Origin of the sequence: Pseudomonas sp. NFPP02 (genome assembly GCF_900119355.1) — a bacterium.
In the GTDB taxonomy this organism is placed as follows: domain Bacteria; phylum Pseudomonadota; class Gammaproteobacteria; order Pseudomonadales; family Pseudomonadaceae; genus Aquipseudomonas; species Aquipseudomonas paracarnis.
Window position 1 is genome coordinate 112,543 of the sequence record NZ_FPJI01000007.1, and the last position, 21,927, is coordinate 134,469.

The window sequence follows — 21,927 nt, forward strand, 5'->3', positions numbered from 1 at the left end:
TTGATGCGCGCCAACTCGTCTGAACCACAAGACACCGTCACAGCAGAACAACCGATCACTCCCACCCGTTTGCGGTGGCTGGACCTGTTGAGCAAGTACCGCCAGCCCATCGGCCTGGCCGTGACGCTCCTGCTGTTTGCAATCGCCCTGATCGCCTGCCGGCACCTGCTGCTAGAGCTGGACCTCTACGCCCTGCACGATTCGATCCTGGAAGTGCCCAAGCCTGCCCTACTGGGGGCCTTTTCGGCGGCAGTCGCCGGTTTTGTGATCCTGCTCGGCTATGAATTCTCCGGCGCGCGTTATGCCGGCGTGCAATTGCCCGCCAAGACCCTGGCCCTGGGTGGTTTCACCGCCTTTGCTATCGGCAACGCCATTGGTTTGTCGATGCTCTCGGGCGGTTCGGTGCGTTACCGTTTATATGCACGCCATGGCATCGGCGCCTCGGAAGTGGCGCACATGACCGTGTTCGCCAGCCTGGCCCTGGGCTGTGCGCTGCCGCCGCTGGCCGCGCTGGCCACGTTGAGCAACTTGCCAGCCGCCTCCACTTACCTGCATTTATCGCAAAGCCTGCTCGGCGGCATTGCCGGCGCCGTGCTGCTGTTGTCGGCCCTGCTGTGCATCGGCATCTATCGCCGCCGCCTGCCGGAACAGCCCTACCCCGACAACCTGCTGGTCAAGGCCGGGCGCCGCACCCTGCGCCTGCCTGGCCGACGCCTGACTTTCCTGCAACTGATCATCACCGCACTGGACGTCGCCGCAGCCGCTACCGTGCTGTATCTGCTGTTGCCCGAAGCGCCGCCCTTCGGCCCGTTCCTGTTGGTGTACCTGCTGGCCCTGGCCGCCGGTGTGCTCAGCCATGTGCCGGGCGGCGTGGGCGTATTCGAAGCGATCCTGCTGGCGGCCTTTGCCGACAAACTCGGTGCCGCGCCCCTGGCTGCTGCCTTGCTGCTGTACCGCATGATCTACGTGGTGCTGCCACTGTTGATCGCTTGTGTATTCCTGCTGGTCAACGAGGCCCAGCGCCTGTTCCAGACCCAGCAAAGCCTGCGGGTAGCGTCGGGGCTGGCAGCGCCAGTATTGGCCGTCCTGGTTTTTTTGTCCGGCGTGGTCCTGCTGTTTTCCGGCGCCACGCCAGAGATCGACTCACGCCTGGAAAACATCGGCTTCCTGATTCCCCATCGTCTGATTGACGCGTCGCACTTCGGTGCCAGCCTGATCGGTGTGTTGTGCCTGTTGCTCGCCCAGGGCCTGCGCCGGCGGTTGTCGGCCGCCTGGATGCTGACTATGGTGTTGCTGCTGGTTGGCGCCCTGCTCTCGCTGCTTAAAGGCTTCGACTGGGAAGAAGCCAGCCTGATGACCATGACCGCAGTGCTGCTGGCCATCTTCCGGCGCTCGTTCTACCGCGCCAGTCGCCTGACCGAGTTACCGTTTTCGCCGCTGTACCTGGTGGCCAGTGTCTGTGTGCTCGGCGCCTCGATCTGGCTGCTGCTGTTTGCCTATCAGGACGTGCCCTACAGTCACCAACTCTGGTGGCAGTTCACCCTCGACGCCAACGCCCCGCGTGGTTTGCGTTCGCTGCTCGGCGCCGCCGTGTTGCTGGTGATCGTGTCGCTGACCTGGCTGCTGCGCACGGCACGCCCGGTCATCCACCTGCCGACCCCGGAAGAACTGGAGCGCGCCAGCAAGATCCTGATGGCCTCGTCCCAACCTGACGGCGGCCTCGCGCTCACCGGCGACAAGGCGCTGCTGTTTCACCCCAACGATGAAGCCTTCCTGATGTATGCCCGTCGCGGGCGTAGCCTGGTGGCTTTGTACGACCCGATCGGCCCGACCCAACCCCGCGCCGAGATGATCTGGCAGTTCCGCGACCTGTGCGACATCCACCACGCCCGTCCGGTGTTTTACCAGGTACGCGCCGAGAACCTGCCGTATTACATGGACATCGGCCTCACCGCGATCAAACTGGGTGAAGAAGCCCGCGTCGACCTGAAACGCTTTGACCTGGAAGCCAAGGGCAAAGAAATGAAGGATTTGCGCTACACCTGGAACCGTGGCACCCGGGACGGCCTGTCCCTGGAAATCTGCGAACCGGGCAAGGCGCCGATGGATGAATTAAAAGTCATCTCCGATGCCTGGCTTACAGGTAAGAATGTGCGGGAAAAGGGCTTCTCCCTGGGCCGTTTCAGCGATGACTACCTCAAGCACTTTCGTATCGCGATCATTCGCTTCGAAGGGCGCCCGGTGGCCTTCGCCAATTTGCTCGAAACCTACAATCATGATCTGGCCAGCCTCGACCTGATGCGTGCCCACCCGGACGCGCCCAAGTTGACCATGGAGTTCATGATGGTGGGCCTGATTCAACATTATAAGAGCCACGACTACGCGCGCTTCAGCCTCGGCATGGTGCCGTTGTCGGGCTTGCAACCGCGCCGTGGCGCACCGCTGACCCAGCGCCTGGGCTCGATGGTGTTCCGCCGTGGCGAGCAACTGTATAACTTCCAAGGTTTGCGCCGCTTCAAAGACAAGTTCCAGCCCGACTGGGAACCCCGTTACATGGCCGTGCCCGCAGGACTGGATCCGCTGGTGGCATTGGCCGATACCGCCGCCCTGATCGCGGGCGGCTTGACTGGATTGGTGAAACGCTGATGATTCGACGCTCCTGGCGGTATGTATTGGCTTTAGTGGTGCTGCTTGCGCTGATCGCGGCGGGTGGCTTCTGGTACTGGAACCGCCCTGCTCCGCAACCGACCCTGGAGCACTTGCCCCAGGCCGACGGTTCGGTAATGACCCGCGTAACCCCGGCCAGCAACGCGAAAGCCCGCGTGGCCGTGGCGGTGATGGCCGACGAAACCCTGACCGACAGCCAACTGATTGCCCTGAGCCAGGGCGGTTCAGCGCAACTGGTTCAGGTGGTGCTGCCAAAAGATGACTGCGCACTGCAGGAAAAAGCCCTGCAAGGCGCCCTGGCCCAGCTGAAAGGCCCGGCAACCCTGGTCAGCGGCATCGGCCCTGGCGCCGCACTCGCCTGGCGCTGGCTGGCCACCCAGAACGACGACAAGGCCAACGCCATCTCCGTGGGCTTCGCCCTGAAACAGGAAGGCTGCAACGACCCGCTGCCGAAAACCGCCGCCCATGGCAGCTGGCTGGTGGCGTGGAACGATAACCCCGACGATGAAAGCGCCAGTTTCGTACGCGACACACCGCGCGCCACCACCAGCATCAGCGACTACGACATTCATTACCCACAGGTGCTGAATAACGAACTGCGCAAGCAACTGGTCGGTTCGGACAACGGCGGCCTGGCGATTCCGGTAGTGGAAGTACCCGCCGGCCAAGCCAAGGACACCGTGACCCTGTTCCTCTCCGGTGACGGCGGCTGGCGCGACCTGGACCGCGACGTGGCGGGCGAGATGGCCAAGATCGGCTACCCGGTGGTGGGCATCGACACCCTGCGCTACTACTGGCAGCACAAGACGCCAGAGCAAAGTGCCAAGGACCTCACCGAGCTGATGCAACACTACCGGCAAAAGTGGGGCACCAAGCGCTTCGTGCTGACCGGTTACTCGTTCGGCGCCGACGTATTGCCGGCGATCTACAACCGTATGCCAGAGAACGAACAGCAACGGGTGGACGCGATCATCCTGCTGGCCTTCGCCCGCACCGGCAGCTTTGAAATCGAAGTGGAAGGCTGGCTGGGCAACGCCGGCAAAGAAGCCGCCACCGGCCCGGAAATGGCCAAGCTGCCGCCTGAGAAAGTCGTGTGCATCTACGGCGCCGAAGAAGTCGACGAGAGTGGCTGCACCGACAAGACCGCCGTGGGCGAAGCCATGAAGCTGCCGGGCGGGCATCACTTCGATGAGAACTACCCGGCGCTGGCCAAGCGGTTGGTGGATATTATCGTCAAGCATCAGGCCAAAGCCGAATAATTCCAGCTTAATCCAAGACCCAATGTGGGAGCGGGCTTGCCCGCGATAGCGGTGGCTCAGTCACAGTAGCGTTGACTGACACTCCGTCATCGCGGGCAAGCCCGCTCCCACAGTGGTACGTGGTGTTGATGAAAACTAGCGCGGTTCGATGTGCGCAATCATCAGTTGCACCGTCTCATTGCCACGAAATTCATTCACATCCAGCTTGTAGGCCAATTCCACCCAACGCACCGTCGGGTTTGGCCACACTTCGCGGTCCACACCAAAGGCGATGCCATCGAGCTTCACCGACCCGCATTCGCTCTTGAGCACCACTTTCAAATGCCGCTCACCCACCACCCGCTGCTCCACCAACTGGAATACCCCGTGAAACAATGGCTCGGGAAAGTGCTGCCCCCACGGGCCGGCATGGCGCAGGGCGCGGGCCAGTTCCAGGTGAAACTCTTCCACCGCCAGGGTGCCGTCTGAAAGCAGGCGACCGGTGAGGTCTTCTTCGCGCAGTTGCCGGCGCACTTCGGCATCGAAGGCTTGCGCAAACAATGGGAAGTTGGCCTCGGGCAAAGTCAGCCCCGCCGCCATGGCGTGGCCGCCGTACTTGGTGATCAGGTTGGGGTGCTGGCTGGCGACGACCGCCAGCGCATCGCGGATATGAAAGCCTTGCACCGAGCGTCCAGAGCCCTTGAGCAGGCCATCACCGGCATCGGCGAAGGCGATGGTCGGGCGGAAATAACGCTCCTTCATACGTGACGCGAGGATCCCGATCACCCCTTGGTGCCACTCCGGGTCAAACAGGCACAGACCGTACGGCATCGACTCCACCGGCAGGTCCTTGAGCTGGGCCAGGGCCTCGCGTTGCATGCCTTGCTCGATGGATTTACGGTCCTGGTTCATGCCGTCCAGTTGCGCGGCCATTTCCCGTGCGGCAGCGAAGTCCGTGGTAAGCAGGCATTCAATGCCCAGGCTCATATCGTCCAGGCGCCCGGCGGCATTCAGGCGCGGGCCGAGGATAAAACCCAGGTCGGTGGAGGTGATACGCGCATGATCACGCTTGGCCACTTCCAGGATCGCCTTGATCCCCGGCCGCGCCCGACCGGCCCGAATACGCTCCAGCCCCTGGTGCACGAGGATGCGGTTGTTGGCGTCCAGCGGCACCACGTCAGCGACGCTGCCCAGGGCCACCAGATCAAGCAGTTCACCGATGTTCGGCTGGGGCTTGTTGTCATACCAACCCAGGCTGCGCAACCGTGCACGCAGGGCCATCAATACATAGAAGATCACGCCGACGCCGGCCAGGGCCTTGCTGGGAAATGTGCAGCCCGGCTGGTTAGGATTGACGATGGCGTCAGCGGCCGGCAGTTCATCGCCGGGCAAGTGGTGGTCGGTCACCAGCACCTGCAACCCCGCCGCTTTCGCCGCCGCCACGCCTTCGACGCTGGAGATACCGTTGTCCACGGTGATCAGCAACTGCGGCTCGCGCTCCAGCGCCACCGCGACGATTTCCGGGGTCAGGCCGTAGCCGTATTCGAAGCGGTTGGGCACTAGGTAATCGACATGGGCCGCGCCAAGCAAACGCAGGCCCAGGGTGCCCACGGTACTCGCCGTGGCGCCATCGGCGTCGAAGTCACCGACGATCAGGATGCGCTGACGCTGCTCCAGGGCCGTCACCAGCAAGTCCACCGCGGCGTTGATGCCCTTGAGCTGCTGATAGGGAATCAACCGCGCCAGGCTCTTGTCCAGCTCGGCCTCCGACTGCACCCCGCGTGCGGCGTAAAGGCGGGTCAACAGCGGCGGCAGTTCACCGAGAAAAGGCAGGACGGCGGGCAATGGGCGGGGATCGATACGCATGGGGTGACGGGAGCTTCTCTTCTAATACATCGGTTAAACACAGATAGTGAACGCAACAAGATCAAATGTGGGAGCTGGCTTGCCTGCGATGCATACGACTCGGTACATCAGACACACCGAGTGGATGCCCTCGCAGGCAAGCCAGCTCCCACCTTTTCAACCGCGCTCGCCGACCAGCCATTGCAGTTGCACTTCATGCTGGCCACGGTCATCGGTCACAAAGATCGTGCCTTCGCTGATCATCACGTCCCACTTGATCACCCGCGGCATGTCCTTGGCCAGGGTCTCCAAGACTTCCTGGGGCACGGCAGCGATGTGCACGTTTTTCAGGTTGTTGGCCACCGGCACCACCTTGCCTTCCCACACGCGCAGGCTGCCATAGGCCAGCAGGCTGGTGCGTTCGGTGCGGCGCGAGCACCAGGTCAGGCGGTCGGCATCCGGCTGGCCGACTTCGATCCAGTGCAAAACCCGATCATCCAGGCTCTTTTCCCAAAGGGCCGGTTCGTCCACATCCGACAGGCCACGCCCGAACGCCAATTGCTCGTTGTACCAAAGGGCGTAGGCCAGCAGGCGCACGGTCATGCGCTCTTCGGTTTCCGAAGGGTGGCGGGCGATGGTCTGTTTGACGCTCTCGTACACCGAGCGGTCGAGGTCGGTGAGGTTGAGTTCGAATTTGTAGGTCGTGGACGGCTGGGCCATGAACGGGCTTCTAAAGACAAGGAAAGGCGGCCAGTCTAACCGATGGCGAGGGCATTGAACGAATACTGCGCTGCATCCGCGCGGCTCGCCTATGTTAAAAAGCAGTACATCAACATCCCGCGCTTGTAAGGATCCCCATGTCGCTCACTGCCAAACCACTTGCCGGCCTGAAAGTCATCGAGCTGGGCACTTTGATCGCCGGCCCGTTTGCCTCACGCATCTGCGCCGAATTCGGCGCCGAGGTGATCAAGGTCGAATCCCCGGACGGCGGCGACCCGCTGCGCAAATGGCGCAAGCTGTATGAAGGCACTTCGCTGTGGTGGTTTGTGCAGGCGCGCAACAAGCAGTCGCTGACCCTCAACCTCAAGCACCCTGAGGGGCTGGCGATCCTCAAGCAACTGTTGGCCGACGCCGACATCCTGATCGAAAACTTCCGCCCAGGCGTGCTGGAGAAACTCGGCCTGAGCTGGGAAACCCTGCACGCCCTCAACCCCAAGTTGGTGATGGTGCGCCTCTCGGGCTTCGGCCAGACGGGGCCGATGAAGGACCAGCCGGGGTTTGGCGCGGTGGGCGAGTCCATGGGCGGCTTGCGCTATATCACCGGCTTCGAGGACCGCCCGCCCGTGCGCACCGGTATCTCCATCGGCGACTCGATTGCCGCGTTGTGGGCAGTGATCGGCGCGCTGATGGCGCTGCGTCACCGCGAAGTCAACGGCGGCCTGGGCCAAGTGGTGGATGTGGCGCTGTATGAAGCCATCTTCGCCATGATGGAAAGCATGATCCCCGAGTTCGATGTGTTCGGGTTTATCCGTGAGCGCACCGGCAACATCATGCCTGGCATCACCCCGTCCTCGATCCACACCACCGCAGACGGCAAGCATGTGCAGATCGGCGCCAATGGCGATGCGATCTTCAAGCGCTTCATGCGGGTGATCGGCCGTGACGACCTGGCGAACGACCCTGCACTGGCCAGCAATGACGGGCGTGACGCTCGCCGCGACGAGCTGTACGGCGTGATTGATCGCTGGGTCAATTCGCTGTCGCTCGACCAGGTGATTGAACATCTGAATAAAGCCGAGGTACCCGCCAGTCGCATCTACAGCGCCGAAGACATGCTGGGCGACCCGCAATTCCTGGCCCGGGAAATGTTCCTCAAGGCGCAGTTGCCGGGCGGCAAGGATTTCAAGATGCCCGGCATCGTGCCCAAGCTCTCGGACACACCGGGCAGTTGCGAATGGGTCGGCCCGCAACTGGGTGAACACAACAGCCAGGTGCTCAATGCCCTGGGCTACGACGCGGCGGCTATCACTCGCCTGCGCGAGGATGGCGCGATCTGACAAATCCCAGGCAAAAAGAAACCCCGAGCAGTGGGGAGACAACTCGGGGTTAAACGTGGTCTACAAAAAGACCCGCACAGCAAGCGACAAACACCGGAGCACAATGCCTGCTCTTGCTGTTACAAACTCTGACTGACCACCTTGTAGGAAGGTTCCGAAGAAAAATAATGTTTCATGCCAGTGCGCCGCCACGGGTTTGGGAGGCGTTGCGCAAGGCAGCGATGACTGAAGGTTCCAGGCGCCCTTCGGCGATTTTCAGGTCGCGGAGCAGGCAATCCACCACATCCACCAGCGCGCGCTTGTCGCTCAATTGCGCACGATCGACTTCACGTTCAACCACGATGGCGCCACCGGGGTTCTTCACGGTTACCAGGCAGTCGTCGCGCATACCGGCAGAGGTCAGCGTAACCTGATAAGGGCTCAGTGCTTGGCTGAGCAATAGGTTGATACTTTCCATCTCGATCACCACTCAATCATTCGAAAAAGGTTCGAAAAACAAAAATGTCACGAAGAGGCTGACATTCAAGTGACCCGTGCTCAAAGCAGAAAGTTCTACCTTTTGTGTAATCCACTGCTTGAGGAAAACGAGCATGCACGGAAAAGATGACAGAGAAAAAACAACGGCGCACAGGCTAGAATCCCTGGATTGTCCCGGGAGCCTGCCTTGAGAGCTGCGTCTGAACCGCCCTTGCGTATCGTGATTGCCGACGATCACCCGATTTTCCTGATTGGCCTGCGCGCCGTGCTCGAACGTGACCCGCACATCAGCATCGTCGGCGAGGCCAATTCCCCCCAGGCCCTCAGTGCGTTGTTGCAACACTGTGCCTGCGATGTGGTGGTGACCGACTTCATGATGCCCGTCGAGCCCCAGGCCGACGGGCTGCGCTTGATCGAGCAACTGCGCCGGCACTATCCGCACTTGCCCATTGTGGTGGTGACCATGCTCAACAACGCCGGGTTGTTTCATTCCATCCTGGCATTGGGTGTGATGGGCTTGCTGAGCAAGGCCAGCCTGGCCGATGAGCTGCCCCAGGCGATCCGCCAGGTGCGCCAGCAACGCACCTATGTGGCCCAGACCATCCGCCAGGCGCTGAGCCTGGCCGGGGAAGTCGGCGCTGATCGCCTGCACTCCCAGGAGCACCTGTCACCCCGGGAACTGGAGGTGATTCGCCTGTTGGCCAGTGGCATGACGGTGGGCGAGATCGCCGCGCACCTGCATCGCAGCAAGCAGACCGTCAGCGCGCAAAAAGTCAGCGCCATGCGCAAGCTGGGGCTGGCCAACGATGCCGCCCTGTTTATTTACGTGCAGGAACACGGGCTGGCCTAGCCTGGAACGCGATCCATTGCTTGAGCGCCGCGGCGTCCATCGGCCGGGCGATAAAGCAGCCTTGCAGCCACGCCGCGCCCAGTTCGCCCACAGCGTGATAGTCGGCGGCGGTTTCCACGCCGGTGACCACCACGGCAACGTCCAGGCGCGCCGCCATGTTCATGGCGCCCGCTACCACAGCGGCCTTGCGGTCATCATTGGCCATCCCACAGGCAAACGCCGGTGGAATTTTCAGCTCGGTAAAAGGCAGTTCCAGCAAATGCTGCAGGCTGGTGCCGCCCATGCCGAAGTCGCCGATGGACAACTGGCAACCCAACATGCGCAAGCGCAGCAAGCCGGTGACATGGGCGCTGTCGGTTTTCAAGGTCGAGGTTTCCACCAGCTCCAGCGTCAGGCTATGGGCGGGTACACCGTGCAACTGCAGCAGACCTTGCAGCACCTGGGGAAAGTGCTCGCGCTCCAGCATGCGCCCGGGGATGTTCACGGCCACTGGCAGCACCTGGCCGCTTTCGCCCATCACCTGGTTCGCCAGGCCAAGCGCCTGCTCCAGCACGTGCCAGGTAAACGCCTCTTCCATGCCGGCAAACTCCAGTACCGGCAGGAACTCGTCAGGCAGCAACAGCTCACCGTCCGGCAACTGCCAACGCGCCAGCGCCTCCACCCCTTGCAACACACCGGCCTGACTGACGATGGGCTGGTACCAGACCCGGCCACAGGCAGCGATAGTCGCCTGGCTGACATCCGCCGAGGGCGGCAGTTGTTCCCGCTCGCTCAAGCCCAACAGTTGGCGCACGCGCTCCCAGGACAGCACCGGTGGCCCCGGGCGAAAATGAACCTGGCAATCGCTCAGTAGTTGCCCGATCAACTTGGCCGAAGCCGGCTTGGGCAAACACGCCAAAACCTTGAGCCCCAATTGGCAGGCCATGTTCGCCACACCTTCCAGCACGTCGGGCTCGGCGTTGCTGAGCAGGATCAATACTTGGGCCAGGCGGCGTTCCGCCAACTCGCGGATCAATTCCAGGCCATCGCCCTGCTCCAGGTACAAATCGCAGATGGCGATATCCACCGGGCCTTTGCTGTTCAGAGACTGGCGGGCGGTTTCGACCGTTTCCGCGGCCCGTACATTGAACACGCCGTTGGCATTGAGCATCTGGTGCAGAGCCATCAGTTGAAACGGGTTGTCTTCGAGGATCAGGACGTTCAGGGATCGCATGGGTAAAGATGTCGGTACAGGGAAAGTCCTGCACAGTAGCCACATGCTGTGGTGTACCCCATAGGACGTGTCCTAAAAGCTTGCTTAAATGTGGGAGGGGCAAGTCTTGTCGGTCAAGCGCAGATCTCCTGTGGGAGCTGGCTTGCCTGCGAAGGCGGTGTGTCAGTCGCTACATCTGTTACTGCACTACCGCTATCGCAGGCAAGCCAGCTCCCACATTTGATCGTCGTTGCCTTGAGCATTGCGTTCGCTTAGCTGATCGGCATTAAGGTGTCAGGCATCCAGATAGGGTTGCAGGTCGCGACGAAACGCCTTGAGCACCTCGGACAAGCGCAACCAGGGTTCTTCAAGCTCGGCGCCGCGCTGCTCTCGGGCGCATTGCTCAAGGGCGACACAGGCCTTGGCCAGTGGCAGTGCGTCCACCAGCGAGCAAATGCCCTTGAGCCGGTGCAGCGATGCATTCAAGCGTGCCACGTCGCGCTCGGCCAGGGCTCCCGCCAATACCTCGTGTTCGTGGTCCAGGCTCTTGGCCAGTTCCTGCAACATGCTTTGCAGCACCGGGCCATCGGCCTGGGTCATGGTGCGCAGGGCCTGGATATCGAACGAACGCTGGGGCGCCACGCGGGCCAGCACTTGGGTCCAGTGTTCCAGGGTCACCGGCTTGACCAGCAGTTCATCCATACCGGCGTCCTCGCAGCGGCGTTGTTCATCTTTCATGGCGTTCGCGGTGCAACCCACCAGCGCGCTACGAGGCCGTTGCTCCTCGGCTTCGAGGCGCCGTATCGCCGCACTCAAGGCATAACCGGACATGCCGGGCATCTGGCAATCGGTGACCAGCACGTCAAAACGCTGCTCACGCCAACGTTGCAACGCGGCCTCGGCCGACTCCAGAGCGACCACTTGATGACCGAGGAACTGCAACTGCTGCGCCAGCACCAGGCGGTTGGCCGCCAAATCATCCACCACCAGTACCGACAGGCTACGCCCCGTCGGTGACAACGTCGCGGTGGGCGTTGCCGGCACATCATCGGTGCTGACCCGGTCCAAGCGCAGGTCAATGCACACCACCGTCCCCTCGCCCACCACGCTGTCGAGGTGAATGCTCCCGCCCATCAATTCCACCAGTTGCTTGCAGATACTCAGGCCCAGACCGGTGCCGCCGTGTTGCGCAGCGGTCAGGGCGCTCACTTGGGTAAACGGCTTGAACACCCGCGGCTGTTGCTCGGCGCTGATGCCTGGGCCGCTGTCCTTGACGCACAGGTGCAGGTATTCGCTATCGGTCTCATCCCGTTGGCAGGTCACGCTGAGGTGAACCCCGCCCCGCTCGGTAAACTTGAGCGCATTGCCCAACAGGTTGTGCATCACCTGGCGTAACCGCAGCGGGTCGAACCAGTAATAACCCTGAGCAGCCGGATCAAACGCCAGGGTCAGATGCAGGCCTTTCTTTTGCGCCGTGGCTTCGAACAGGCTCTGGATACCCTCGAAAAAGCGCTTCAACTCAGTGGTCTGTGGCGCCAGTTGCAGGTGGCCGGCTTCGATCTTGGCCAAGTCCAGGCTGTCGCCCATCAGCGCAATCAGCTCGCGCGCCGAACGATGGGCCACCTGCAGCGCCTCGGAAACCGGCTGGCCGCTTGCCAGACAACGCTCTTGCTCCAGTTCGAGCAAGCCAATGATGGCAGTCATGGGGGTGCGAATCTCGTGGCTCAAGGCCGAGAGAAATGCACTTTTGGCGTAGTTCGCTTCGTCGGCGGCCTGGCGAGCGTCCATCAACTGGCGCTCCAGGTCTTTGCGTTCGTTGATATCGATCCAACCGCCCAACAATCCCTGCAGACGGCCCTGGGCATCAAAAAAAGGCACGGTCCACTGGTAGACGTGATAACTGCCGCCGTTGAGCTCCAATTGCCGGTCGACAAACAACGGCTGCTGCGTGGCCAATTGCTCCATGTGGCCTTCGTGCAGCCGCGCCGCTGTGGCGTCGGGCACGACCTTGCTCTCCATCAGCGTCAGGCCCTGGATCAGCTCCAGCCGGGTCGCCAATTGCTGTTCATAACTTTTATTGCAGGTCACCAGGCGCCCGTCCAGGTCGCGGACGAACAGCGGGTTGGGCATGCCGTCGAGCAGTGCGCGCTTGAACGCCAACTGGTCATTGAGCCGTTGCTCGGCCTCCAGCCGTTGGTGAATCTGGCGCTTGAGCCGGCTGTTCCACACCAGCGACACCAACACAAACAGCAGCGCCGTGGCCACCGTCCAATAGGCCCATGGCGGTACCCGTTGCCAGGCCGGCAGCGGAATCGCCACGGCACCGATCCAACGCAAGCGCAAGGCACTCAACTCAGCCACCGGCAGCGCCTCCAGGGCCTTGTTCAGAATGCTCAGCAGCTCAGGCTGGTCCTTGCGCACCGACAGGCAGTTGGACGACCACTTGCCATCGACACTGCGGCCGATACGCAGGCCATCTTCCGGGTAACTCTGCACTTCCACTTCAGTTTGAATGGTAGCGGCCGCCTCGCCCCGTCGTACCAGCTCACGGGCCTGGTTGTAATTGTCCACCAGGCGCAACGTGATGTTCGGATGCGCATGGCGAATATCATTTTCCAATACATGACGTGCCGGCAGCGCCAGCACCTTGCCGTCCAACTGCTTCAAGCCGGTGAGCGGCGCGGCATCGGCACGCTCGACAAACACCCAGCCGGACCCACCATACCCATGGCTGAAGTTGAGCACTGTGCTGCGCTCGCGGTTAACGGCCAGGGTCGTGTTCATCTGCGCCCTGCCTGTTTCCAGCCATTCCAGGGTTTGCGCGGTGGAGTGCACCTCTTCAAAGATAAATTGCAAACCGGTCATGCGCGTGATGCGATGCAACAAATCCACATTCAAGCCAACCCAGTGGCCATCCTTATCCTTGAATATGTACGGAGACATCTGCTGGGCCACCACCACGACATGGGGATGCTCGCGCACCCAGGCCTGTTGCGACGCCGACAACGCAATGCGCTCACCACTGATACCGACGCCGAGCCCGGTGGTCCAGCGCGCGAGGATTTCACGCTGCACCGACTCGTCGAGGCTTGCCAGCGCGCGATTCATCATGGCCCCCAACAACGGATCTGCCTGGCGGGTGGCGAAGGCAAAACCGATGGGCGCCAGCCGGCTCTGCTCCTTGATCTGCAACCCCAGGTAAGGCCGCAGCGATTTATAGGCGCGCACAATCACTTCGTTGCCGATAAACGCATCGACGTCACCTTGCTTCAAGGCTTCGAGGCCGCTGTAGAGGTTAGGGGCGAGCATGATGTGGCTGTCGGGATACGCCGCGTGAACCTTCTGCACGTTGGCGTAGCCGTCGAGCAACACCAGCTTCTTGCCGGCCAGATCGTCGCCTTGGGTATCGTCGCGACGCAGCACCACCACCGAGCGGTCGGGCATGTAGTCCGGGGTGAATTGCAGGCCGGGTACGTCACGCTCGTAACCATTGGCACTGGTGAGTATGTCGATGGTGCCGTTGCGCAGCGCTTCGACCGCCTGAGCGCGCTCGGAAAAGCCCAGCACTTGCATGGGCACACCCAGCCGTGCGCCAACCAGGCTCAAATAATCGGCGCTGATGCCCTGGTAGCGATTGCGGTCACGGGTGATATCGATCGGCTGGTAGTCATCTATCGAGATGCCCACTTTGAGTGTCCGATGCGCCGCCAACCACTGCTGCTCCGTCGGCGCCAGCGGCATAGGTTCAAGCGGGATAAACGCCGGCACCAGTTTGAACGGCAGGCTGACGGCGGCCAGGCTCATGGGCACCTGGATGAGCCACAACAGGCACACCAGCTTCAACGTCCATTGGATCAAAACCTGCACCGGTTGGGTTTCCTTGATTGGGCGACTGGGCAAGTATGGCTCGCCAGAATGAAAAAGCCCGTCACGAGGACGGGCTTGGCCGACTGCAAAAAAGCTGAATGCATACCTGTAGCAGCCTGATATCCGCCTCATGGTCAGCGGGTGAGTTAGCTGAATGTGGGAGCCGGGCTTGCCCGCGATGCAGACGCCTCGGTATTCAGTCGTACCGAGGCGCCTGCATCGCAGGCAAGCCAGCTCCCACACAAACCCGCTACCCCATTCTTGATTAGAGCGGCTTGCCCCGATTGCCATGCTGGCTGACGAACGCCTGCACCGCCTTCAGGTCATTGGCCAACACGGTGCAGCGCTCTTCGCGCTCGAACAGGTCGGTCAAATGTTCCGGCAGATCCAGCGCCTTGCCAATGCCGGCTTTCTCGACCGCTTCCGGGAACTTGACCGGGTGTGCGGTACCGAGGATCACCATTGGAATATCCAGGCTGCGGCGGCATTCGCGGGCGGCTTTCACGCCGATAGCCGTGTGCGGGTCGAGCACTTCGCCGGTCTCGGCATAGACCTGCGCGATGGTTTCGCAGGTCTGCGCATCGTCCACGGCCAGGGAATCGAACAGCTTGCGGGTTTCGGTCCAGCGCTCTTGCTCGACGCTGAAACCGCCACCTTGCTTGAAGCTGTTCATCAACTCGGCCAGGGCTGCGCCGTTACGACCGTGCATGTCGAACAGCAGGCGCTCGAAGTTCGACGACACCATGATGTCCATGGACGGCGACAGCGTGGCGTGCAGGGTTTCCTTCACATACTGGTTGCCGCTCATGAAGCGATGCAGGATGTCGTTGCGGTTGGTGGCGACGATCAACTGGTTGATCGGCAGGCCCATGTTGCGCGCCAGGTAACCGGCAAAAATGTCGCCGAAGTTGCCGGTCGGCACCGAGAACGACACCGAACGCGCCGGGCCGCCCAACTGCAGCGAAGCGTGGAAGTAGTAGACGATCTGGGCCATGATCCGCGCCCAGTTGATCGAGTTCACCGCCACCAGGCGTGTGCCCTTGAGGAAGCTCTGGTCAGCGAAGCTGTTCTTGACCATTTCCTGGCAGTCATCGAAGTTGCCTTCGATGGCGATGTTGTGGATGTTCTCACCGAAGATGGTGGTCATCTGCCGACGTTGCACTTCCGACACGCGCTTGTGCGGGTGCAGGATGAAGATGTCGACGTTTTCGCAGTGCTTGCACCCTTCGATGGCCGCCGAGCCGGTATCGCCGGAGGTAGCACCGATGATCACCACGCGCTCGCCACGTTTTTCCAGCACGTAGTCGAGCAGGCGACCGAGCAGTTGCAGGGCGAAGTCCTTGAACGCCAGGGTCGGGCCGTGGAACAGCTCCAGTACCCACTCATTGCCGTTCAGTTGGCGCAGGGGCGCGATGGCGTTGTGGGAAAACACGCCATAGGTTTCTTCCAGAATCTTCTTGAAGTCCGCATCCGGAATGCTGCCGGTCACGAACGGGCGCATCACTCGGAAAGCCAGCTCGTGATACGGCAGGCCGGCCCAGGAGGCGATTTCTTCCTGGGTGAAGCGTGGCAGGTTTTCCGGCACATACAGGCCGCCGTCGGTGGCAAGGCCTGCCAGCAGAACGTCTTCGAAATTCAGGGCCGGTGCCTGGCCGCGGGTGCTGATGTAACGCATGACTGGCTCCTCTAAAACATTCTCGAACAGGGGCCGCCGAATGGACGGGGCCCCTGGAACAAATCGGTTAGTTCAAGTGCTCGACGCGAATGCGCACCACCGGGCCGACCACGCCTTGCAGGGCTTCGAGGGCATGGATGGCATCGTTGATGTGCTGTTCGAGCACGCGGTGGGTCAGCAGGATCATCGGCACCTGGCCGTTTTGCTCCTCGACTTCCTTCTGCATGATCGACTCGATGTTGATACCGCGCTCCGACAGGATGCTGGCTACCTGGGCCAACACGCCTGGATGGTCCTGGGCCTGGATGCGCAGGTAGTAGGCACTTTCGCAGGCTTCGATCGGCAGGATCGGGTGGGCCGACAGCGAGTCCGGCTGAAAGGCCAGGTGCGGCACGCGATTTTCCGGGTCGCTGGTCATGGCGCGAACCACGTCCACCAAGTCGGCGATCACCGACGACGCGGTCGGCTCCATGCCGGCACCGGCGCCGTAGAACAAGGTAGAACCGGCGGCGTCGCCGTTGACCATCACCGCGTTCATCACACCATTGACGTTGGCGATCAGGCGGTCGGCCGGGATCAGCGTCGGGTGAACCCGCAACTCGATGCCCGCCGGGGTGCTGCGCGCCACGCCCAGGTGCTTGATACGGTAGCCCAGGGCTTCGGCGTAGTTGACGTCGGCGGTGGTCAGCTTGGTGATGCCTTCGGTGTAGGCCTTGTCGAACTGCAGCGGGATACCAAAGGCGATGGAGGCCAGGATGGTCAGCTTGTGGGCGGCGTCGATGCCTTCCACGTCGAACGTCGGGTCGGCTTCGGCGTAACCCAGGGCCTGGGCTTCGGCCAGCACGTCTTCGAAGGTACGGCCCTTCTCGCGCATTTCGGTGAGGATGAAGTTACCGGTGCCGTTGATGATGCCGGCTACCCAGTTGATGCGGTTGGCGGACAGGCCTTCACGGATCGCCTTGATCACCGGGATACCACCGGCCACCGCGGCTTCGAACGCTACGATCACGCCCTTCTCGCGGGCCTTGGCGAAGATCTCGTTGCCGTGCACGGCGATCAGCGCCTTGTTGGCGGTGACCACGTGCTTGCCGTTCTCGATGGCCTTGAGCACCAGCTCGCGGGCCACGGTGTAGCCGCCTACCAGCTCGATAACGATATCGATCTCAGGGTTGGTGGCTACGGCGAACACATCGTTGGTAATCGCAATACCGGTCGTTTCGAACTGAGGCTTTGGCGAACGCGTGGCAATCTGCGCCACTTCAATCCCGCGACCTGCGCGGCGGGAAATTTCTTCAGCGTTACGCTGAAGTACGTTGAAGGTACCGCCACCGACGGTCCCTAACCCACAGATGCCTACTTTGACCGGTTTCACTGAAGAACTCCCCATGAAACGGCCGACGCTAGGTCGGCCGTGAAAACAGCCGCACAACTGCGGCTCTCAATTAATGACTCGCCGACGGTTCGGCGGGCCATGATCGTCAAAGGCTCAACGATAAATGCTTACTTGGCACCCAGTGCCAGTTTGGCAACTTGCGGCGCCGGCTGGTAGCCCGGAATCATCTGGCCGTCGGCCAAAACGATGGCCGGTGTACCGTTCACACCAATGGACTGGCCCAGGGCGAACTGCTTGGAAACCGGGTTGGCGCATTTGGCCGATTTGATTTCCTTGCCGTCGACCATCTTGTCCATGGCCGCTTTCTTGTCGGCCGAGCACCACACCGCCTGCAACTGCTCGTCACCCGGCGAACCCAGGCCCTGGCGCGGGAAGGCGACGTAGCGCACTTCCACGCCCAACTTGTTCAGTGCCGGGATTTCAGCGTGCAGCTTGTGGCAGTACGGGCACGTGGTGTCGGTGAACACGGTGATGTGGGTCTTGGTCTCGCCAATGGCGGGGTACACCACGGTTTCCGCCACCGGGATACCGTTGATCAGCTTCGACACGCCCAGGCGCTCGGCCTTCTCGGTCAGGTTGACCGGCTTGCCGTCCTTGAGCTGGAACAGGTAGCCCTGCACGATGTACTGGCCATCGGCGCTGGCGTACAGCACACGGCTGCCCTTGAGCTTGACTTCATACAGCCCGGCCATGGGGCTGGCGCTGATGCTTTCGATAGGCGTGTCGAGCGCCAGGTTGGCCAGGCTCTTGCGAATGGTTTGCTCGGCCGCATCATCGGCGACCGCAAAGGTGGAAACCAACGCAATGGCTGCGGCGGCAATAATCTGGGTCAAGCGCATGGGAACTCCTGAAGGCAGAGGCAGGGACGGGAGCAGAATACTGATCTGGAACACAACGGGTGCCGTCCCCTTTGCGAACCGGCAAAGCCTACCACAGTTGGGCGGGAGGGCAGACCGCGACAGCTAAAATGGGCCATTTCTGACGGTTTTATCCGCGCGGGTGGTGCTTGGCGTGCATGTCCTGCAAACGTGCGCGTGCCACATGGGTGTAGATCTGGGTTGTGGATAAGTCGCTGTGCCCAAGCAGCATTTGCACTACGCGCAAATCCGCACCGTGGTTGAGCAAGTGGGTGGCGAACGCATGGCGCAAGGTGTGGGGCGACAGCGCCTTGCCGATCCCGGCCACTTTGGCCTGGTGCTTGATGCGGTGCCAGAAGGTCTGGCGGGTCATCTGCTCGCCGCGCTGGCTGGGAAACAGCACGTCGCTGGGGCGCCCACCCAGCAGTTCGTGGCGCGCATCGCGCATGTAGCGCTCGACCCACACAATCGCCTCCTCGCCCATCGGCACCAGCCGCTCCTTGCTGCCCTTGCCCATCACGCGCAACACGCCCTGGCGCAGGTTGACCTGCTCCAGGGTCAGGCTGATCAGTTCGGTGACGCGCAGGCCGCAGGCATACAGCACCTCCAGCATGGCACGGTCGCGCTGGCCGATGGCCTCGCTCAGGTCCGGGGCCGCGAGCAGGGCATCGACGTCGGCTTCCGACAAGGATTTGGGCAACGGCCTGCCGAGTTGCGGCATGTCGATTTGCAGGGTCGGGTCGACGGCAATGAGTTTTTCCCGCAGCAGGTAGCGATAAAAGCCACGCACGCCGGAGAGGAATCGCGCAGTGGAGCGCGGTTTGTAGCTCTGCTCCAGGCGCCAGGCCAGGTGATCGAGGATCAACTCGCGCCCGGCATTGATCAGTTCGAGGTTTTTCTCCTGCAGCCAGCCGTTGAACAGCGCCAGGTCGCTGCGGTACGCCTGGCGTGTGTTGTCCGACAGGCCTTTTTCCAACCAGAGGGCATCGAGGAAGCGGTCGATCAGGGGATGGTCAATGGCAGGCATGGGCACTCAAGCGACTTAGCACAAGGCAATACGCGTATTATTTAAGGAACTGTGACAAGAGCCATTAGTCTTTCATAGCCCGCTATTTCAAGGAACAGGAAGCTTTAATGAACGAACAACAGATTTTGTTGGCTTTTGGCGGCATTGGCGTGGCCGCACTCGGCTGCCAGTGGCTGGCCTGGCGCCTGAAACTGCCAGCGATTCTGTTTCTTCTGCTGAGCGGGATTCTGGCAGGGCCGATACTCGGATGGCTCGACCCGCAAGAAATGTTCGGCCCTCTGTTGATGCCGTTGGTGTCGTTGGCCGTGGCGCTGATCCTGTTTGAGGGCAGCCTGACCCTGCACCTGTCGGAATGGAAGGAAATCGGCAGCGTCGTCCACCGGCTGGTCACCGTCGGCGCACTCTCGACCTGGGCGGTGATCACCTTGGCCACCCACTGGCTGCTGGGTTTCGACTGGATGCTGGCGCTGCTGTTCGGCACCCTGACACTGGTCACCGGCCCGACGGTGATCGTGCCCATGCTGCGTGTGGTGCGCCCCAAAGCCTCCATCGCCAATATCCTGCGTTGGGAAGGCATCGTCATCGACCCGATTGGCGCGCTGCTGGCGGTAGTGGTGTATAGCTTCATCATCGCCAGCGCATCAGGCGACGGCTTGAGCCACAGCCTGCTGACCTTCGGCGGCGTTATCCTTTGCGGCAGCCTGTTCGGCATCGCCGGTGGCTGGGTACTGGGGCAGATCATGCGCCGCCAGTGGCTACCGGAATACCTGCATAACCTGGCGACACTGGCGGGCGTGCTGGGCATCTTCATCGCCTCCAACCAGGCGATGCATGAGTCCGGCCTGCTGGCGGTCACGCTGATGGGCATGTGGATGGCGAACATGAAAGGCGTGGATGTACGGCACATCCTGCACTTCAAGGAAAACCTCAGTGTGTTGCTGATTTCCGGGCTGTTCATCCTGCTGGCGGCACGCCTGGACCTGAACGCCATGATCGCCCTGGGCCCGTTCGTGTTGATCCTGCTGTTGATCATCCAATTCATTGCACGCCCGCTGAACGTGGCGCTTTCGACCTTTGGCTCCGGGCTGAACTGGCGCGAGCGCGCGCTGCTGGCCTGGATCGCCCCAAGGGGAATCGTGGCGGCGGCGGTGTCAGCGATCTTTGCGATCCGCCTGGATGAGGCCGGCCACGAAGGTGCGTTGTTGCTGGTGCCGCTAACCTTCGCGGTGATCATCGGCACCGTGGTGCTGCAAAGCGCCACGGCACGCCCCTTGGCCCGCCTGCTGAAAGTCGCCGAGCCGGCGCCCAGCGGCTTCCTGATCGTGGGTGCGAACGGCCCGGCGCGGGCACTCGGTAAAGCGTTGCAGCAATTGGGCAGCCGCGTGTTACTGACGGATTCCAGCTGGGAAAACATCCGCGCCAGTCGTATGGAAGGCTTGCCTACGTACTTCGGCAACCCGGCTTCCCAGCATGCCGAGTCCCATCTGGACCTGGTCGGCCTAGGGCATCTGCTCGCGCTCTCGCCTTCTGGCGAACTGAATGCCCTGGCCACCATGCGTTTTCGCCATGACTTCGGCCATCGCCTGTTCGCCCTGGCCAGCAGCCAGGAAAACCGTCGCACCGACAAGCACAAGGCCAGCCATGAACACCGTGGCCATTTGCTGGGCAGCCAACCTTTGAGCTACACCAAACTGGCCAGCCTGTTGGGCCAGGGCGCCGAACTGTATAGCACCAACCTCACCGACGGCTTTGGCTGGGAGCAGTACCAGGCGTTGCACGGCGAGCGGGCTACCTTGCTGTTTGCCCGGGACACCAGCGGCTGGGTGCATGTGGTCTCGCCCGAGAGCAATTTGAAGCCTGTAGCGGGCTGGACCTTGCTGGCGGTCATTCAACCGCAGGCCAGCACCACCGAGTAGTCAGTCAACAAAGCCAGGCAGTACCGGGACAGGGCGTTTATCTGCGTCAATCGCGACGAAGCTGAACACGCCCTGGATCGCCTTTTCACGGCCATCAGCGCTCATGCTCTCGACGAACACTTCAACCTCGACCTTGAGGCTGGTGTTGCCGACCTTGATCACCCGACCGATCAGCTCAACGATAGAGCCGGCCGGGATCGCGTGGTTGAAGTCGATACGGTCGGTGGAGACCGTCACCAAAGGCAAGCGACAAAAACGCGTGGCGGTGATGAACGACACTTCGTCCATCCATGCCAGGGCGGTGCCGCCGAACAGGGTGTTGTGGTGGTTGGTGGTGGGCGGGAACACGGCCTTGGTCACGTGAGTGACGGACAGGTCGGTGCGGCGTTGGATTTCTTCGAGGCGGGTGGTCATGGGTCAATACCGGCAGATAGGCAAATTTCAGGCACAAAAAAGCAGCCCGTAGGCTGCTTTTTTCTGCATCGGGAAGCTGGACTTAAGCCAGTTTTTCCTTGATGCGAGCTGCTTTACCGGACAGGTCACGCAGGTAGTACAGCTTGGCTTTACGTACGTCACCGCGACGCTTGACGGCCATGCTGTCGATTTGCGGGCTGTAGGTCTGGAAAGTACGCTCTACGCCAACACCGTTGGAGATTTTACGAACAGTGAAAGCACTGTTCACACCACGGTTACGCTTGGCGATTACCACGCCTTCGAACGCTTGCAGACGCGAACGGTCGCCTTCCTTCACTTTCACCTGAACGACAATGGTGTCGCCCGGGGCAAAGGTAGGGATCTCTTTGGTCATCTGCTCTGCTTCGAGTGCAAGGATGATTTTGTTAGTCATGCTGTGCTCCTAAGGTAAG

General features: G+C 61.7%; 16 protein-coding genes. 5 read left to right on the forward strand and 11 right to left on the reverse strand.

All coding sequences use genetic code 11. From position 1 onward, the window contains the following. The first annotated feature begins 3 nt into the window (after positions 1 to 3). A complete protein-coding gene (mprF, locus tag BT204_RS14050; protein ID WP_072447180.1) occupies positions 4 to 2,646 on the forward strand; it encodes a bifunctional lysylphosphatidylglycerol flippase/synthetase MprF in 2,643 nt (880 codons plus the stop codon). Then, positions 2,646 to 3,926 (forward strand): virulence factor family protein, encoded by a 1,281-nt coding sequence (locus BT204_RS14055; protein WP_034128631.1) that lies wholly within the window; start codon positions 2,646 to 2,648, stop codon positions 3,924 to 3,926. Before mprF ends, BT204_RS14055 begins: the two co-directional genes overlap by 1 nt. A 135-nt stretch (positions 3,927 to 4,061) precedes the next feature. On the opposite strand, the gene recJ is transcribed toward BT204_RS14055, so the two are convergent. Both recJ and BT204_RS14065 read right to left on the reverse strand, forming a co-directional pair. Further along, on the reverse strand, positions 4,062 to 5,771 hold the full coding sequence (gene recJ / locus BT204_RS14060) for a single-stranded-DNA-specific exonuclease RecJ (protein ID WP_072447182.1): 1,710 nt from the start codon (positions 5,769 to 5,771) through the stop codon (positions 4,062 to 4,064). 156 nt (positions 5,772 to 5,927) lie between these two features. Then, entirely contained in the window at positions 5,928 to 6,470 is a 543-nt protein-coding gene (locus tag BT204_RS14065) for a YaeQ family protein (protein ID WP_003193952.1), read from the reverse strand. A gap of 137 nt (positions 6,471 to 6,607) precedes the next feature. On the opposite strand from BT204_RS14065, the gene BT204_RS14070 reads away from it, so the two are divergent. Beyond that, a complete protein-coding gene (locus BT204_RS14070; RefSeq protein ID WP_072447184.1) occupies positions 6,608 to 7,807 on the forward strand; it encodes a CaiB/BaiF CoA transferase family protein in 1,200 nt (399 codons plus the stop codon). A gap of 172 nt (positions 7,808 to 7,979) precedes the next feature. On the opposite strand, the gene BT204_RS14075 is transcribed toward BT204_RS14070, so the two are convergent. Then, on the reverse strand, positions 7,980 to 8,264 hold the full coding sequence (locus BT204_RS14075) for a DUF3509 domain-containing protein (RefSeq protein WP_020301357.1): 285 nt from the start codon (positions 8,262 to 8,264) through the stop codon (positions 7,980 to 7,982). Positions 8,265 to 8,471: 207 nt separating this feature from the next. Between BT204_RS14075 and BT204_RS14080 the strand changes: the two genes are divergently transcribed. Beyond that, entirely contained in the window at positions 8,472 to 9,134 is a 663-nt protein-coding gene (locus tag BT204_RS14080; protein ID WP_034128635.1) for a response regulator, read from the forward strand. Here the strand turns inward: BT204_RS14080 and BT204_RS14085 are convergent. From BT204_RS14085 to xerD, 6 genes are all read right to left on the reverse strand, one after another. Beyond that, positions 9,103 to 10,347, reverse strand: a complete 1,245-nt coding sequence (locus BT204_RS14085; RefSeq protein ID WP_072447186.1) for an EAL domain-containing response regulator — start codon at positions 10,345 to 10,347, stop codon at positions 9,103 to 9,105. The two genes, BT204_RS14080 and BT204_RS14085, sit on opposite strands and share 32 nt — an antisense overlap. A gap of 273 nt (positions 10,348 to 10,620) precedes the next feature. After that, positions 10,621 to 14,193, reverse strand: a complete 3,573-nt coding sequence (locus BT204_RS14090) for a transporter substrate-binding domain-containing protein (protein WP_054918323.1) — start codon at positions 14,191 to 14,193, stop codon at positions 10,621 to 10,623. A 265-nt stretch (positions 14,194 to 14,458) separates the two neighbouring features. After that, the gene (gene thrC, locus BT204_RS14095; RefSeq protein ID WP_072447188.1) at positions 14,459 to 15,868 is read right to left on the reverse strand and encodes a threonine synthase; all 1,410 of its coding nucleotides are present in this window, start codon (positions 15,866 to 15,868) and stop codon (positions 14,459 to 14,461) included. A gap of 67 nt (positions 15,869 to 15,935) precedes the next feature. Further along, entirely contained in the window at positions 15,936 to 17,240 is a 1,305-nt protein-coding gene (locus BT204_RS14100; RefSeq protein WP_003193959.1) for a homoserine dehydrogenase, read from the reverse strand. Between the two features lie 128 nt (positions 17,241 to 17,368). After that, positions 17,369 to 18,100, reverse strand: coding sequence for a thioredoxin fold domain-containing protein (locus BT204_RS14105; RefSeq protein WP_072447190.1), 732 nt, complete (start codon positions 18,098 to 18,100; stop codon positions 17,369 to 17,371). Positions 18,101 to 18,248: 148 nt separating this feature from the next. Further along, on the reverse strand, positions 18,249 to 19,145 hold the full coding sequence (gene xerD, locus BT204_RS14110) for a site-specific tyrosine recombinase XerD (RefSeq protein ID WP_072447192.1): 897 nt from the start codon (positions 19,143 to 19,145) through the stop codon (positions 18,249 to 18,251). A 107-nt stretch (positions 19,146 to 19,252) separates the two neighbouring features. Here xerD and BT204_RS14115 point away from each other — a divergent pair, with 107 nt between their 5' ends. Further along, positions 19,253 to 21,061 (forward strand): cation:proton antiporter, encoded by a 1,809-nt coding sequence (locus BT204_RS14115; RefSeq protein ID WP_072447194.1) that lies wholly within the window; start codon positions 19,253 to 19,255, stop codon positions 21,059 to 21,061. Here BT204_RS14115 and BT204_RS14120 read toward each other — a convergent pair whose 3' ends face one another. Together BT204_RS14120 and rplS are read right to left on the reverse strand one after the other, a co-directional pair. Beyond that, on the reverse strand, positions 21,062 to 21,475 hold the full coding sequence (locus BT204_RS14120; protein WP_003193963.1) for an acyl-CoA thioesterase: 414 nt from the start codon (positions 21,473 to 21,475) through the stop codon (positions 21,062 to 21,064). It lies immediately after the preceding gene. Between the two features lie 82 nt (positions 21,476 to 21,557). Further along, on the reverse strand, positions 21,558 to 21,908 hold the full coding sequence (gene rplS, locus BT204_RS14125) for a 50S ribosomal protein L19 (RefSeq protein WP_003175895.1): 351 nt from the start codon (positions 21,906 to 21,908) through the stop codon (positions 21,558 to 21,560). Positions 21,909 to 21,927 lie beyond the last annotated feature (19 nt).

Bases quoted from the DNA above. Each gene is read 5' to 3' on its own strand.
- BT204_RS14075 (WP_020301357.1), bottom strand. From the start codon at position 8,264: ATGGAAAGTATCAACCTATTGCTCAGCCAAGCACTGAGCCCTTATCAG.
- BT204_RS14065 (WP_003193952.1), bottom strand. From the start codon at position 6,470: ATGGCCCAGCCGTCCACGACCTACAAATTCGAACTCAACCTCACCGAC.
- BT204_RS14105 (WP_072447190.1), bottom strand. From the start codon at position 18,100: ATGCGCTTGACCCAGATTATTGCCGCCGCAGCCATTGCGTTGGTTTCC.
- recJ (WP_072447182.1), bottom strand. From the start codon at position 5,771: ATGCGTATCGATCCCCGCCCATTGCCCGCCGTCCTGCCTTTTCTCGGT.
- xerD (WP_072447192.1), bottom strand. From the start codon at position 19,145: ATGCCTGCCATTGACCATCCCCTGATCGACCGCTTCCTCGATGCCCTC.
- BT204_RS14055 (WP_034128631.1), top strand. From the start codon at position 2,646: ATGATTCGACGCTCCTGGCGGTATGTATTGGCTTTAGTGGTGCTGCTT.
- BT204_RS14120 (WP_003193963.1), bottom strand. From the start codon at position 21,475: ATGACCACCCGCCTCGAAGAAATCCAACGCCGCACCGACCTGTCCGTC.
- rplS (WP_003175895.1), bottom strand. From the start codon at position 21,908: ATGACTAACAAAATCATCCTTGCACTCGAAGCAGAGCAGATGACCAAA.
- BT204_RS14085 (WP_072447186.1), bottom strand. From the start codon at position 10,347: ATGCGATCCCTGAACGTCCTGATCCTCGAAGACAACCCGTTTCAACTG.
- thrC (WP_072447188.1), bottom strand. From the start codon at position 15,868: ATGCGTTACATCAGCACCCGCGGCCAGGCACCGGCCCTGAATTTCGAA.
- mprF (WP_072447180.1), top strand. From the start codon at position 4: ATGCGCGCCAACTCGTCTGAACCACAAGACACCGTCACAGCAGAACAA.
- BT204_RS14115 (WP_072447194.1), top strand. From the start codon at position 19,253: ATGAACGAACAACAGATTTTGTTGGCTTTTGGCGGCATTGGCGTGGCC.
- BT204_RS14070 (WP_072447184.1), top strand. From the start codon at position 6,608: ATGTCGCTCACTGCCAAACCACTTGCCGGCCTGAAAGTCATCGAGCTG.